Below are 15,214 nucleotides of genomic sequence, written 5' to 3'. Positions count from 1 at the left end.
CATGAAATGGGACGAGTCAGAATAAGCATGCTTATAGAGTGATATCTCTATATGAGAGCAGGGGAGTGGACGAGCGGAATGAAGTTTCATGAAATGGGACAAACAGATTTACTAGAGGCAACCAATACGTCCATGAAACAAGGGTTAACAGAAAAAGAGGTGAAAAAACGCCTCGACAAGCATGGACCAAACGAGCTGCAAGAAGGGAAAAAAACATCAGCGCTTCTCTTGTTTTTCGCGGAGTTCAAAGATTTTATGGTGCTTGTTCTTTTGGCGGCAACGTTAATCTCAGGTTTTCTTGGTGAATACGTAGACGCGGTTGCAATTATTGCGATTGTGTTTGTGAATGGCATACTCGGCTTCTTTCAAGAAAGGCGTGCTGAGCAATCTCTTCAGGCTTTAAAAGAGCTTTCAACACCGCATGTCATGGCGCTCAGGGAAGGAAGCTGGACAAAGATTCCTTCCAAAGAACTTGTGCCGGGTGATATTGTGAAATTTACGAGCGGGGACAGGATTGGCGCGGACGTTCGAATTGTCGAAGCGAGAAGCCTTGAAATAGAGGAGTCAGCACTAACCGGGGAATCAATCCCGGTAGTGAAGCATGCCGATAAATTGAAAAAAACGGATGTTTCCCTCGGTGATATTACGAATATGGCATTTATGGGAACAATTGTGACCCGCGGCAGCGGTGTCGGAGTTGTCGTCGGCACAGGAATGAATACGGCAATGGGGAAAATTGCCGACATGCTTGAAACGGCAGGGACACTCTCAACCCCGCTGCAAAGAAGACTCGAACAGCTCGGAAAGATTTTAATTGTTGTTGCATTGCTTCTGACCGTACTTGTCGTTGCCGTCGGTGTCATCCAGGGTCACGATTTGTACAGCATGTTTTTAGCGGGTGTGTCGTTAGCGGTTGCCGCTATTCCTGAGGGGCTCCCGGCCATTGTGACAGTGGCGCTGTCGCTAGGCGTACAGCGGATGATTAAGCAAAAATCGATCGTAAGAAAACTCCCTGCGGTTGAAACGCTGGGATGTGCGTCTATCATTTGTTCAGATAAAACAGGGACTATGACGCAAAACAAAATGACAGTGACACATGTCTGGTCCGGAGGGAAAACGTGGAGAGTGGCAGGAGCCGGCTATGAGCCGAAAGGAAGCTTCACGCTAAACGAAAAAGAGATCAGTGTCAATGAACATAAGCCGCTTCAGCAGATGCTGCTGTTCGGAGCGCTTTGTAACAACTCCAATATTGAGGAAAGAGACGGCGAATATGTGCTTGATGGAGATCCAACAGAGGGAGCGCTCCTCACTGCGGCGAGAAAAGGCGGTTTTTCAAAAGAATTTGTTGAATCTCATTACCGGGTAATCGAAGAATTTCCGTTTGATTCCGCCCGGAAAATGATGACAGTCATTGTCGAGGATCGGGACAGAAAGCGGTATATCATTACTAAAGGTGCACCAGATGTGCTGATGCAGCGTTCTTCCCGTATTTTTTATGACGGTTCAGCGGCTCTTTTCTCAAATGAGAGAAAAGCAGAAACAGAGGCGGTATTAAGACATTTGGCATCACAGGCGCTCAGAACGATAGCAGTCGCCTACAAGCGGATAAAAGCAAATGAAACACCGTCTATGGAGCAGGCGGAAAAAGATTTGACGATGCTCGGTCTTTCAGGCATCATCGATCCACCGCGGCCTGAGGTCAGACAGGCGATTAAAGAATGCCGTGAAGCCGGAATCAAGACCGTCATGATTACAGGCGATCATGTAGAGACCGCTAAAGCGATAGCGAAAGACTTGCGCCTCCTTCCAAAGAAGGGAAAAATCATGGACGGCAAGATGCTGAATGAACTTACTCAAGAGGAGCTTGCTCATGTGGTGGAGGACGTGTATGTCTTTGCCCGCGTTTCTCCTGAGCATAAACTGAAAATCGTGAAAGCCTATCAGGAAAACGGGCATATTGTGGCGATGACTGGAGATGGCGTCAATGACGCCCCGGCCATTAAACAAGCTGACATCGGGGTCGCTATGGGCAATACCGGGACAGATGTGGCAAAAGAAGCGTCATCCCTTGTGCTTGTGGACGATAATTTCGCGACAATCAAATCAGCGATAAAAGAGGGCAGAAACATCTATGAAAATATCAGAAAGTTTATTAGATACCTGCTGGCTTCTAACGTCGGAGAAATTCTTGTCATGCTGTTTGCAATGCTGCTTGCCCTTCCCTTGCCGCTCGTCCCAATTCAGATTTTATGGGTGAACTTGGTGACGGATGGGTTGCCGGCGATGGCACTCGGCATGGATCAGCCGGAAGGAGACGTGATGAAGCGGAAGCCCCGTCATCCGAAAGAAGGAGTGTTTGCCCGCAAGCTTGGGTGGAAGGTCGTCTCCAGAGGGTTTTTAATCGGCGCCGCCACTATTCTAGCGTTTATCATTGTGTATCATCGGAATCCGGAGAATTTGGCTTATGCTCAGACGATTGCGTTTGCCACATTGGTGCTGGCTCAGCTGATTCACGTTTTTGACTGCCGAAGCGAGACATCTGTTTTTTCCAGAAATCCGTTTCAAAATCTGTACTTAATCGGTGCGGTATTGTCATCCACTTTGCTGATGCTTGTTGTCATCTACTATCCGCCGCTTCAGACGATTTTCCATACGGTTTCCATCACGCCGGGAGACTGGATGCTTGTCATCGGCATGTCTGCCATCCCTACTTTTTTACTGGCTGGGTCACTTTTGACAAGAAAAAAATAAATTCATATGATATAATCTTAGGGGTAATAGCATGTCTATTGCCCTTTTATTATGAGAACAGGGAAGAATTGGGTGTTTTAAAATGATACGAAGTATGACGGGCTTCGGCAGTGCAAGCAAAACACAAGATGATCTCTCTGTAAGCGTAGAACTTAAATCTGTGAACTACAGGTTTAAAGAAGTGAACGCTCGTTTGCCAAGGCCTTTGCTATATGTTGAAGATAAGCTGAAACAAACCATTCTGCAGCATATCCAGCGCGGAAGGATTGAGCTTTTCGTTTCCGTTGACAGCGATATGCTTGTGGAGAAAAGGCTTGAAATTGATTGGCCGCTCCTCGATGAGTTTGTCGCAGCTGCGGGCGATATGAAGAAGCGGTATCAATTGTCTGCAGAGCCTGATGTAATGGATTTCTTTAAGCTTGACCATGTCGTCCAGATTCATGAAGAACAGACGCAAAATGACAAGCTGGAGGCGTTAATCACCGCTGCTGCAGAGGAAGCTGTAAAAGGGCTCTGTGAAATGCGTGAAAAAGAGGGGCAGCTTTTAGCGAGAGACTGCCTGACACATATTGATCAGCTTGAAGAGCTGGTGAAAGAAACGGAATTGCTGGCAGCAGACGTCGTATCTCGTTACCGGGAACGGCTGTACGCCAGAATCAAAGAATGGACTGAAGACGTATTAGACGAAAGCCGGCTTGTAACAGAATGCGCTATTTTTGCAGACCGCTCTGATATCACTGAGGAGATTACCAGGCTGAAGAGCCACTTCGCCCAGTTTCGTGATATATTAGCTGGGGGCGGAGCTGTCGGGCGCAAACTCGACTTTCTTGTTCAAGAGCTGAACCGGGAAGCCAATACAATTGGCTCAAAAGCAAATGATCACCAGATCACAAAGCTTGTCGTCGAAATGAAAAGTTCTATTGAAAAAATAAAAGAACAAGTGCAAAATATAGAATAGTGACTGTGCGTGTTGTTTACAGACGCTCTTGCTAGGCTAAACTAGAGACGTCTATTTTACAGGGGGAACGTAGAAGATGACGATTAAACTGATTAATATCGGATTTGGCAATATTATCTCCGCTAATCGGATGATTTCGATTGTCAGCCCGGAGTCTGCGCCAATCAAAAGAATGATTCAGGATGCAAGAGACCGCGGAATGCTAATTGACGCTACATACGGACGAAGAACCCGTGCAGTTGTCGTCATGGATAGTGATCACATTATCTTATCTGCCGTCCAGCCTGAGACAGTTGCACACAGACTTTCTGTTAAAGAAGAAATTATGGATGAAGGGCAGGGATAATTGCCGCATGAAAGAAAGAGGGTTATTAATCGTTCTCTCAGGTCCCTCAGGAGTTGGTAAAGGAACGGTTCGGCAAGCGATCTTTTCGCAGGAAGACACAAAATTTGAATATTCGATTTCAGTAACAACAAGAAGTCCGCGAGAGGGCGAAGTAAACGGAGTCGATTATTTTTTCAAAACAAGAGACGAATTCGAGCAAATGATTGCGGACAACAAGCTGCTTGAATGGGCAGAGTATGTTGGCAATTATTACGGTACGCCGGTCGATTATGTTGAACAGACGCTTCAAGATGGAAAAGACGTCTTTTTAGAAATTGAAGTTCAAGGCGCTCTTCAAGTGAGAAATGCTTTCCCGGAAGGCCTGTTTATTTTCCTTGCGCCTCCAAGTCTTTCTGAACTGAAGAATAGAATCGTGACACGAGGAACGGAAACAGATGCTCTGATTGAAAATCGAATGAAAGCCGCAAAAGCTGAGATCGAAATGATGGATGCTTATGATTATGTCGTTGAAAACGATAATGTCGAAACGGCTTGCGATAAAATCAAGGCAATCGTTCTCGCTGAGCATTTGAAGCGCGAGCGCGTTGCGCCTAGATATAAGAAAATGCTGGAGGTTGAATAACAAATGTTAGATCCGTCAATTGACTCTTTAATGAATAAATTAGATTCCAAATACACGCTCGTGACTGTTTCTGCGAGACGTGCACGTGAAATGCAAATCAAAAAAGACCAAATGATTGAACATACGATTTCACACAAATATGTAGGCAAAGCTTTAGAAGAAATTGATGCAGGCCTGCTTTCGTTTGAAAAGGAAGACCGCGAATAGTAGCACAAGTAGCAACCTATATCATGTAGGTTGTTATTTTTTTCCGTGCGGTTTTTAAAGTGAAAAGGGGGAGAAGTCATTGCTTAACAATCGAAATGTGTTGCTTTGCGTGAGCGGAGGCATCGCTGTTTATAAAGCCTGCGCGCTAACGAGCAAGCTGGTTCAGGCAGGAGCCAACGTCAAAGTGATTATGACTGAATCAGCTTGCCGATTCGTCTCACCGCTGACATTTCAGGCATTGAGCCGCCATGAAGTATATACAGATACATTTAAAGAACAAAACCCAAGCGTTATTTCACATATTGATGCCGCAGACTGGGCCGACTTGATTATCGTGGCGCCGGCTACGGCCAATGTGATTGGCAAACTGGCAAACGGCATCGCTGATGATATGCTGACGACAACATTGCTTGCAGCAACGGCTCCCGTATGGATCGCCCCGGCGATGAACGTTCACATGTATGACCATCCGGCAGTTAAACGAAATATTTCTGTTCTTTATCAGGATGGTTATCGTTTTATTGAGCCGAGCGAGGGTTATTTAGCATGCGGTTACGTGGGAAAAGGAAGACTGGAAGAGCCTGAAAATATCGTGAAGCTTGCCGAAGAGCATTTTGCTGAAGAAAAATTCGCTCCTTTAGAAGGGAAGCGCGTGGTCATTACAGCTGGCCCGACACGGGAAGCGATTGATCCTGTCCGATTTTTCACCAATAAATCAACTGGCAAAATGGGTTACGCATTAGCGGAGGCTGCTGTCCAGCTCGGCGCACAGGTAACCTTAATCTCTGGCCCTGTTTCGCTGGATCAGCCGAAAGGCCTTGCTCAGTTTATCCCGGTTCAATCGGCTGCGGATATGCATGAAGCGGTGCTCTCAGTGTATGACACGAGTGATATTGTCATCAAAACAGCTGCGGTGGCCGATTTTACGCCGAAAACAGTATTTGATCATAAAATGAAAAAACAAGACGGCGATATGACACTTGAATTGAATAGAACAATCGATATTTTGAAAGAATTGGGCGAGAAAAAGAACGAGCAGATTTTAGTCGGATTTGCCGCTGAAACACAGGACGTTGAACACTATGCACGTAAAAAGCTCGCCGCCAAAAATCTTGATATGATTGTGGCAAATGATGTGAAAGCAAATGGGGCCGGATTTGGTGCTGATACGAATATCGTAACCATCTTTTTTAAAGACGGGCATAAACGTGAGCTTCCGATCATGACTAAGCTCGATGTTTCTTTTGAAATCCTTCAAGAAATCGCAGCCCGCTCAACACAAACCGGAGAGCACTCATGAATTTTGCCGAAGTCATCGTTGATGTCAGCACCAAAAATATAGACAGGCCTTTTGATTACAAAATCCCGGACCATCTCAAAGGCATGATCAAAACAGGCATGCGAGTTATTGTTCCGTTTGGCCCCCGTAAAATTCAAGGCTTCGTAACAGCTGTGAAAGAAACGTCTGATCTCTCGGGGAAATCTGTCAAGGAGGTAGAGGATTTATTAGATCTTACACCTGTTTTAACAGAGGAGCTTATGCATCTGTCATCATGGCTGTCCGACAAAACGCTGTCTTTTAAAATAACGGCGCTTCAAGCGATGCTGCCTGCCGCATTAAAGGCAAAATATGAAAAAGAATTAAAAATCGCACACAGCGCTGATCTTCCGCCGCAAGTGGAACGGCTGTTTTCTGAAACGAAAACGCTGCTTTATTCAGACATACCGGATCACGAAATGCTGAAACTGATTCAAAAGCATGTTCAAAAAGGCAGCATTGACGTAACGTACAAGGTTGCGCAAAAAGCCAATAAAAAAATGGTCAGGTATATTCAGGCAAATGCGAGTAAAGAAGAGCTTAGTAAGCAGGCTGAGGGATTATCCCGCCAAGCAGCGAAGCAGCAGGCGATTCTCCGCTTTTTCATCGCTGAGCCGGAAGGTGCGAACATCCCTGCGGCGGATTTGTGCAAAAAAACGGACGCGAGCTCTGCGACCATTAAAACCCTTATTCAAAAGGGGCTGTTGAAGGAAAGCTATGAAGAGGTTTACAGAGATCCCTATCAGGACAAAATGTTCAAAAAAACCGAGCCGCTCCCGCTGACAGACGAACAGAGCGCTGCCTTTGAGCTAATCCGCAAGACATTGGACAATGATGAACATAAAGTGTTCCTTCTTCACGGCGTAACAGGAAGCGGAAAAACAGAAATTTATCTGCAATCGATTGAAAAAGTACTGGCAAAAGGTAAGGAAGCTATCGTCCTCGTGCCGGAAATATCGCTGACACCGCAGATGGTCAATCGCTTCAAGGGCCGTTTCGGCTCTCAGGTGGCAGTCATGCACAGCGGTTTATCCACAGGAGAAAAATATGACGAGTGGCGTAAAATCCACCGGAAGGAAGTGCGCCTTGTCGTTGGCGCCCGATCCGCTATTTTTGCTCCGTTTGAAAATCTCGGAATGATTATCATCGATGAAGAACATGAGTCCTCTTATAAACAAGAAGAAATGCCGCGCTACCATGCGAAAGAGGTGGCGATCAAGCGGGCTGAGCATCACAGCTGCCCTGTTGTATTGGGCAGTGCTACACCGACATTAGAGTCATATGCACGGGCGCAAAAGGGCGTTTACGAGCTCCTTTCGCTGAAGCATCGCGTGAACCACCGGGTGATGCCTGAGGTTTCGCTTGTCGATATGAGAGAGGAGCTTAGAAGCGGCAACCGCTCCATGTTTTCAGTTGAATTGATGGAAAAGCTTGAAGAAACGATTGCAAAGGGCGAGCAGGCAGTTCTGTTTTTAAATAAAAGAGGCTATTCCTCCTTTGTGATGTGCAGGGATTGCGGATATGTCCCGCAATGTCCGCACTGCGACATTTCCATGACGTACCATCGTTACGGCCAAAGGCTGAAATGCCATTATTGCGGACATGAAGAACCTGTTCCGCATACGTGTCCCGAATGCGCAAGCGAGTATATCCGCTTTTTCGGAACGGGAACACAAAGAGTGGAGGAAGAGCTGACAAAAGTGCTGCCAAATGCGAGAGTGATTCGGATGGATGTTGACACGACTTCAAGGAAAGGCGCCCATGAAAAATTATTGTCAGCTTTCGGAGAAGGAAAAGCGGATATTCTTCTCGGAACGCAAATGATTGCCAAAGGGCTTGACTTTCCAAATGTCACACTTGTCGGAGTACTAAGTGCCGATACAACACTTCATATTCCCGATTTTAGATCGGCCGAAAAAACATTTCAGCTGTTAACGCAAGTCAGCGGCCGGGCAGGCAGGCATGAAAAGCCGGGCCATGTCATCATCCAAACGTATACGCCGTCTCATTACAGCATCCAGCTGACGAAGACACACGATTATGAGACGTTCTATCAGCATGAAATGGCGCACAGGAGAGGGCAATCCTATCCGCCCTATTATTATTTGGCTCTTGTGACTGTTTCCCATGAGGAAGTGGCGAAAGCAGCTGTTACGGCTGAAAAAATCGCTCACTTCTTGAAAGGAAACTGCGGAGCTGACACGAAAATTCTCGGGCCGAGCGCGTCGCCGATAGCCAGGATCAAAGATAGATATCGCTATCAATGCGTGATAAAATACAAACAGGAGACCCAGTTATCAGCTTTATTGAAGAAGATACTGGAACATTATAAACGCGAAATTGAACAAAAGCATGTAATGATTTCAATTGATATGAATCCTTATATGATGATGTAAGATCTCACGTCTTGGAGGGTAACAAATTGGCGGTAAAAAAGGTCGTCACACATCCTGCGGAGGTTTTGGAAACACCGACGGAAACCGTGACTGTTTTTGATAAAAAGCTAAAAAAACTGCTTGATGATATGTACGACACCATGCTTGAAATGGATGGAGTCGGACTGGCAGCGCCGCAGATCGGCATTTTAAAAAGAGCGGCTGTCGTCGATATCGGGGATGACAGCGGAAGAATAGATCTTGTGAATCCCGAGATATTAGAAAAAAGCGGTGAGCAGACCGGAATAGAAGGATGTTTGAGCTTTCCTGACGTCTATGGTGATGTCACCCGTGCCGACTATGTCAAAGTGCGTGCGTTTAACCGTCAGGGAAAACCGTTCATTTTGGAAGCACGAGGCTTTTTAGCGAGAGCCGTGCAGCACGAAATGGACCATTTAGACGGTGTCCTGTTTACATCTAAAATAAGTAAATACTATACAGAAGATGAACTAGCGGATATGGAAGGATGATTTGATGACGAGAATCGTATTTATGGGAACACCGGATTTTTCAGTTCCTGTTTTAAGAACCCTTTTAGAGGATGGATATGAAGTAGTGGGGGTCGTCACACAGCCGGACCGTCCGAAGGGCAGAAAAAAAGTGCTGACACCTCCTCCGGTAAAGGAAGAGGCAATGCGTCACGGCATCCCGGTTCTTCAGCCGGAAAAAGTCAGATTGGCAGAAGAAATTGAGAAAGTGCTCGCATTAAAGCCTGACCTGATTGTAACGGCGGCATTTGGGCAAATTTTGCCTAAGGAGCTTCTCGACAGCCCGAAATACGGCTGTATTAACGTTCACGCGTCTCTTTTGCCGGAACTGCGCGGAGGTGCTCCGATCCATTATTCCATCCTGCAGGGAAAAAAGAAAACCGGCGTTACCATTATGTATATGGTGGAAAAATTGGATGCAGGCGATATGATCTCAAAAGTGGAAGTGGACATTGAAGAAACCGACAATGTCGGAACTCTGCACGATAAATTAAGCGTAGCTGGCGCGAAGCTATTGTCTGAAACGGTTCCTAACGTCATTGCCGGCAGCATATCACCTGAAAAGCAGGATGAAGAGAAAGCGACATATGCGCCTAACATCAAAAGAGAGCAAGAGCTGATCGACTGGTCTAGAACAGGAGAAGAGCTTTACAACCAGATCCGCGGCTTAAATCCTTGGCCTGTTGCCTATACGACTCTTAATGGGCAAAACTTGAAAGTGTGGGCGTCGAAAAAAACATCCGCACCAGCCAAAGCTGAGCCCGGCACAGTCGTTGCGGTTGAAAAGGAAGGGATTATCGTTGCGACAGGTAACGAGACGGCTTTGCTATTAACCGAACTTCAGCCGGCAGGTAAAAAACGCATGAAGGGCGAGGACTTTGTTCGCGGCGCTCATGTTGCAGCAGGCGATATGTTAGGAGCAAACAATGAAAAAGAATAGTGTTCGTGATATCGCCCTTGAGGCGCTGATCAAACTGGAACAAAACCAAGCATACAGCAACCTGCTCCTGAAATCGGTCATTAAATCAAATGAATTGAGCGATCAGGACAGAGGCCTTTTGACTGAACTTGTCTACGGTACATTGCAAAACAAGATCGCGCTTGATTATATGCTCAAACCGTTTATTAATAAGCCTCAAAAAGTAAAGCCGTGGGTGATTCAGCTTCTTCGCCTGTCCCTGTATCAAATGGAGTATCTGGAGAAGATTCCGGATAGGGCTGTTATCCATGAAGCGGTCGAGATTGCTAAAATCCGCGGACATAAGGGCATTGCATCATTTGTCAACGGCGTGCTGCGTTCCATTCAGCGCGAAGGTGTTCCATCCTTTGACGCCATCGAAGATCCTGTTCGCCGGCTGGCGACAGAAACAAGTCATCCAGAATGGCTCGTGAAAGAGTGGGCAGACGCATATGGATTTGATGCGGCTGAAAAGATTTGCCGTATCCACCTCATTCCGCCGAAGCAGACACTGCGCGTCAACCAAATGAAAACAGACAGATCGGATTTGCTTGATCAAATGGCTGCTGAGGGTATCGAAATTGAAAAAGGCGATCTGGCTGAAGACGCTTTGAAGCTTTTAAAGGGATCAATTGCCGGAACTCATTTCTTCCAAAACGGCGAAGTGTCCATTCAGGATGAGAGCTCCATGCTCGTCGCCCGTGCTCTTGACCCTAAGCCTGGTGAAGCGGTGCTTGACGCGTGTGCAGCACCTGGCGGAAAGTCGGCTCATATCGCAGAATTAATGGAGAACAAGGGAAGTGTTACGTCGCTTGATCTTCACAAACATAAAGTGAAGCTGATCAAAGAAGCGGCAGATCGTCTTGGCCTTTCCATTATTCATGCGGAAACAATGGATGCGCGAAAAGCAGGAGAAACGTTTGAAAATGGACAATTTGACCGGGTATTGGTCGATGCCCCGTGTTCAGGTTTTGGTGTCATTCGAAGAAAGCCTGACATGAAATACACGAAAAAGCCTGAAGACAGTGCGCGGCTTGCTGAAATTCAGCTGTCAATCTTAAGGGAAATCGCACCATTAGTAAAAAAAGGTGGCACTCTTGTCTACAGTACGTGTACAATGGACCGGACAGAAAATGAAGAAGTAATACATGCGTTTATACAGGAACATCCTGATTTTGAACCCGATTTGTCTCTTGAAAAGCGGCTGCCCGAAAAGGCGAGACCCTTTGTTCGGGATGGAAGGGTCCAAATCCTTCCTCATTATTTCGGAACAGATGGTTTCTTTATTTGCAGCATGAGAAAGAAGGGATAAGCAATGGCAGAACTTAAAAAAACAAAAGTGAGAAAAGAATTGCGGACAGAGCGCCCGTCTATTTATTCTTTTGAATTAGATGAAATCAAACAATGGCTGACAGACAACGGAGAGAAACCGTTCCGTGCGGCACAGATCTTTGAATGGCTATATGAAAAACGCGTATCTTCTTTTGAAGACATGACAAACCTGTCAAAAGATCTGCGTGAGAAATTAAGCGCTCATTTTGAGATGACAACGCTGAAAACGGCTGTTAAACAAACCTCTCAAGACGGTACGATGAAGTTTTTGTTCGAATTGCATGACGGTTATACAATCGAAACCGTTTTAATGAGACACGAGTATGGCAATTCTGTATGTGTAACGACACAAGTCGGCTGCCGTATCGGCTGTACGTTCTGCGCGTCAACGCTCGGAGGTTTAAAACGAAATCTTGAAGCGGGTGAAATTGTCGCTCAAGTACTCAAAGTTCAAAAGGCTCTGGATGAAACCGATGAACGCGTCAGCTCTGTCGTGATCATGGGGATCGGTGAACCTTTTGATAACTTTAATGAAATGCTCGCTTTCTTGAAAATCATTAACCATGAAAAGGGCCTGAATATCGGCGCACGCCATATTACCGTTTCCACAAGCGGAATCATCCCGAAAATTTACGAATTCGCAGACCAGCAAATGCAGATTAACTTTGCGATTTCTCTGCACGCGCCGAATACAGAAATCAGAAGCCGTTTGATGCCGATTAACAGAGCGTACAAGCTGCCTGATTTAATGGAAGCTGTTAAATATTATATTGATAAAACGGGACGGCGGATCAGCTTTGAATATGGTCTGTTCGGGGGTGTGAACGATCAGGTTGAGCACGCTGAAGAGCTTGCCGACTTGCTGGAAGGAATCAAATGCCACGTGAACTTGATTCCGGTAAACTACGTGCCAGAGCGGGACTATGTGCGCACACCGCGTGACCAGATTTTTGCTTTTGAAAAAACGCTGAAATCCCGCGGAGTAAATGTCACAATCCGAAGAGAGCAAGGACATGACATTGACGCAGCCTGCGGTCAGCTTCGCGCGAAGGAGCGTCAAGACGAGACGAGGTGATGAGGGTTGTTAACAGCCTTAAAAACAGATACAGGAAAAATCCGCCAGCATAATGAAGATGATGCGGGGATATTTAAGGGGAAAGATGAATTTGTATTAGCGGTTGTCGCTGATGGCATGGGCGGCCATCTTGCTGGAGATGTTGCAAGCAAGATGGCTGTGAAAGCCATGGGGGAAAAATGGAATGAAGCAGAGGCGATCCCAGATGCGCCCGCAGCATGTGAAGAATGGCTTATTGAACAGATTCTTGCGGTAAACAGCAAAATTTACGATCACGCCCAAGCCCATGAAGAATGCCAAGGCATGGGGACGACGATTGTATGTGCCCTTTTTACGGGGAAAACGGTTTCTGTTGCCCATATAGGTGACAGCAGGTGTTATTTACTTCAAGACGATCATTTCATTCAGGTGACAGAAGATCACTCGCTTGTAAATGAACTGGTTCGCACTGGAGAGATTTCCAGAGAAGACGCCGAACATCATCCGCGAAAAAATGTGTTGACGAAGGCTCTTGGAACAGACCAGTCAGTCAGTATTGACACACGTTCATTTGATATCGAGCCCGGGGACAAATTGCTTCTGTGTTCTGACGGACTGACGAATAAAGTGGAAGGCACTGAGTTAAAAGACATCCTGCAAAGCGATATAGCTCCTCAGGAAAAAGTAAACCTGCTTGTGGACAAAGCCAATCAGAATGGCGGAGAAGACAACATTACAGCAGTTTTGCTTGAGCTTGCTTTACATGTTGAAGAGGGTGAAGATCAGTGTTAATCGGCAAGCGGATCAGCGGGCGTTACCAAATTCTCCGCGTCATAGGCGGCGGGGGAATGGCCAACGTGTATTTAGCTGAGGATATCATTCTAGACCGTGAAGTCGCAATCAAAATCCTCCGGTTTGACTATGTGAATGACAATGAGTTTATCAGGCGATTCCGCAGAGAAGCCCAATCCGCATCAAGCCTCGATCACCCGAATATTGTCAGTATTTACGATGTGGGCGAGGAAGACGATATTTATTATATTGTCATGGAATACGTCGAGGGCATGACGCTCAAAGAATACATAACAGCAAACGGGCCGCTTCACCCCAAAGAAGCGCTGAACATTATGGAACAAATTGTCTCAGCTATCGCTCATGCCCATCAAAATCAGATTGTTCACAGAGACATTAAGCCGCATAACATTTTGATTGACCACATGGGAAATATCAAAGTGACGGATTTCGGAATTGCGACGGCACTCAGTTCGACGACAATCACACACACCAATTCTGTGCTTGGCTCAGTCCATTATTTATCACCTGAACAGGCGCGGGGCGGTTTGGCGACAAAAAAATCGGATATATATGCGCTTGGAATCGTTTTGTTTGAGCTCTTAACCGGCCGCATCCCGTTTGATGGAGAATCGGCAGTCAGCATCGCCTTAAAGCATCTTCAGGCGGAAACCCCTTCTGCGAAAAGGTGGAACCCCTCAGTGCCCCAAAGTGTTGAAAACATTATCCTAAAGGCAACTGCAAAGGATCCTTTTCATCGCTACGAAACGGCTGAAGACATGGAAGCAGACATACAAACAGCTTTTGACGCAGACAGACTCAATGAAAAGAGATTTACCATTCAAGAAGATGAAGAAATGACAAAAGCCATTCCTATCATCAAAGATGAGGAGCTCGCAAAAGCTGCTGCTGGCGGAAAAGAAGCTGAAAAGACTTCCGGCCAAGAGAATCAAACAAAGAAAAACGGCAAAAGAAAAAAGTGGCCGTGGGTTTTGCTCACGATATGCATCATTTTCATCACGGCTGGAATTCTTGCTGTCACTGTTTTTCCGTCGCTTTTTATGCCTAAAGATGTCAAAATACCTGATGTTTCCGGAATGGAATACGAAAAGGCGGCAGACCTCTTGGAAAAAGACGGTTTGCAGGTTGATTCCGAGGTGTTGGAAATCTCGGATGAGAAAATTGCCGAGGGCTTGATCGTAAAATCGGATCCTAAAGCGGAATCCACTGTCAAAGAAGGGGCAACGGTTACGCTTTATAAGAGCACCGGAAAAGCCAAAACGGAGATCAATGATGTGACAGGCCAAACGATCGATCGGGCAAAAAAAGCATTAAAGGATCAGGGGTTTAAACATGTGACGGTGGACGAAGTAAATGACCAGAAAAGTGCGGGCACTGTCATTGACCAGAATCCGTCGGCAGGGACTGAACTTGTGCCCAGTGATGATCAAGTCAAGCTCACCGTCAGTATCGGGCCCGAAGACATTACGCTTAGAGACTTAAAAACCTACAGTAAAGAAGCAGCGTCTGGATATCTGGAAGACAACGGACTGAAGCTGATAGAAAAAGAGGCGTACTCAGATGACGTTCCAGAAGGACAGGTTGTCAAACAAAAGCCGGCAGCAGGCACGGCAGTAAAACCGGGAAACGAAGTAGAAGTGACATTCTCTCTCGGACCTGAGAAAAAGCCTGCGAAAACAGTGAAAGAGAAGGTTGAAATCCCCTACGAACCAGAAAATGAAGGGGATGAGCTTGAAGTGCAAATCGCGGTTGACGATGCGGATCACAGCATTTCTGACACTTACGAAGAATTTAAGATAAAAGAACCGACTGAACGGACGATCGAACTAAAGATTGAATCCGGCCAAAAAGGGTACTATCAAGTAATGGTAAACAATAAGGTCGTCAGCTACAAAACCATTGAGTATCCGAAAGATAAATAACAAGGAGGGA

13 protein-coding genes are annotated in these 15,214 nt (G+C 46.1%); all 13 read left to right on the top strand.

From position 1 onward, the window contains the following. Window positions 1-78: 78 nt before the first annotated feature. The 13 genes from V756_RS0119275 to prkC all read left to right on the top strand — a co-directional run bounded on the left by V756_RS0119275 (window position 79) and on the right by prkC (window position 15,204). Complete coding sequence (locus V756_RS0119275; RefSeq protein ID WP_024716103.1) at window positions 79-2,751, top strand: calcium-translocating P-type ATPase, SERCA-type; 2,673 nt, start codon at window positions 79-81, stop codon at window positions 2,749-2,751. An 82-nt stretch (window positions 2,752-2,833) separates the two neighbouring features. Then, window positions 2,834-3,709: a YicC/YloC family endoribonuclease gene (locus tag V756_RS0119270; RefSeq protein ID WP_024716102.1), complete on the top strand. Its 876-nt coding sequence runs from the start codon at window positions 2,834-2,836 to the stop codon at window positions 3,707-3,709. 76 nt (window positions 3,710-3,785) lie between these two features. Further along, the gene (remA, locus tag V756_RS0119265) at window positions 3,786-4,055 is read left to right on the top strand and encodes an extracellular matrix/biofilm regulator RemA (RefSeq protein WP_003154355.1); all 270 of its coding nucleotides are present in this window, start codon (window positions 3,786-3,788) and stop codon (window positions 4,053-4,055) included. Between the two features lie 7 nt (window positions 4,056-4,062). Beyond that, window positions 4,063-4,677, top strand: a complete 615-nt coding sequence (gene gmk / locus V756_RS0119260) for a guanylate kinase (protein WP_003232083.1) — start codon at window positions 4,063-4,065, stop codon at window positions 4,675-4,677. A gap of 3 nt (window positions 4,678-4,680) precedes the next feature. Then, complete coding sequence (rpoZ, locus tag V756_RS0119255; protein ID WP_003221520.1) at window positions 4,681-4,884, top strand: DNA-directed RNA polymerase subunit omega; 204 nt, start codon at window positions 4,681-4,683, stop codon at window positions 4,882-4,884. A gap of 79 nt (window positions 4,885-4,963) precedes the next feature. Then, entirely contained in the window at window positions 4,964-6,184 is a 1,221-nt protein-coding gene (coaBC, locus tag V756_RS0119250; RefSeq protein WP_024716101.1) for a bifunctional phosphopantothenoylcysteine decarboxylase/phosphopantothenate--cysteine ligase CoaBC, read from the top strand. After that, window positions 6,181-8,598 (top strand): primosomal protein N', encoded by a 2,418-nt coding sequence (priA, locus tag V756_RS0119245; protein WP_024716100.1) that lies wholly within the window; start codon window positions 6,181-6,183, stop codon window positions 8,596-8,598. The genes coaBC and priA overlap by 4 nt, the downstream gene beginning before the upstream one ends. 26 nt (window positions 8,599-8,624) lie before the next feature. Beyond that, a complete protein-coding gene (gene def / locus V756_RS0119240) occupies window positions 8,625-9,107 on the top strand; it encodes a peptide deformylase (protein ID WP_024716099.1) in 483 nt (160 codons plus the stop codon). 4 nt (window positions 9,108-9,111) lie between these two features. Then, the gene (fmt, locus tag V756_RS0119235; RefSeq protein ID WP_024716098.1) at window positions 9,112-10,065 is read left to right on the top strand and encodes a methionyl-tRNA formyltransferase; all 954 of its coding nucleotides are present in this window, start codon (window positions 9,112-9,114) and stop codon (window positions 10,063-10,065) included. After that, window positions 10,052-11,395: a 16S rRNA (cytosine(967)-C(5))-methyltransferase RsmB gene (gene rsmB / locus V756_RS0119230; RefSeq protein ID WP_024716097.1), complete on the top strand. Its 1,344-nt coding sequence runs from the start codon at window positions 10,052-10,054 to the stop codon at window positions 11,393-11,395. The genes fmt and rsmB overlap by 14 nt, the downstream gene beginning before the upstream one ends. A 3-nt stretch (window positions 11,396-11,398) precedes the next feature. Beyond that, the gene (gene rlmN / locus V756_RS0119225; RefSeq protein ID WP_024716096.1) at window positions 11,399-12,490 is read left to right on the top strand and encodes a dual-specificity RNA methyltransferase RlmN; all 1,092 of its coding nucleotides are present in this window, start codon (window positions 11,399-11,401) and stop codon (window positions 12,488-12,490) included. A gap of 6 nt (window positions 12,491-12,496) precedes the next feature. Beyond that, a complete protein-coding gene (prpC, locus tag V756_RS0119220) occupies window positions 12,497-13,261 on the top strand; it encodes a protein-serine/threonine phosphatase PrpC (protein ID WP_024716095.1) in 765 nt (254 codons plus the stop codon). Further along, a complete protein-coding gene (gene prkC / locus V756_RS0119215; protein WP_024716094.1) occupies window positions 13,255-15,204 on the top strand; it encodes a serine/threonine protein kinase PrkC in 1,950 nt (649 codons plus the stop codon). The genes prpC and prkC overlap by 7 nt, the downstream gene beginning before the upstream one ends. Window positions 15,205-15,214 lie beyond the last annotated feature (10 nt).

This window comes from Bacillus tequilensis KCTC 13622 (assembly GCF_000507145.1).
GTDB lineage: Bacteria > Bacillota > Bacilli > Bacillales > Bacillaceae > Bacillus > Bacillus tequilensis.
The sequence above is the reverse complement of the archived record's forward strand: the minus strand, read 5'-3'. Positions and strand labels throughout refer to the sequence as shown.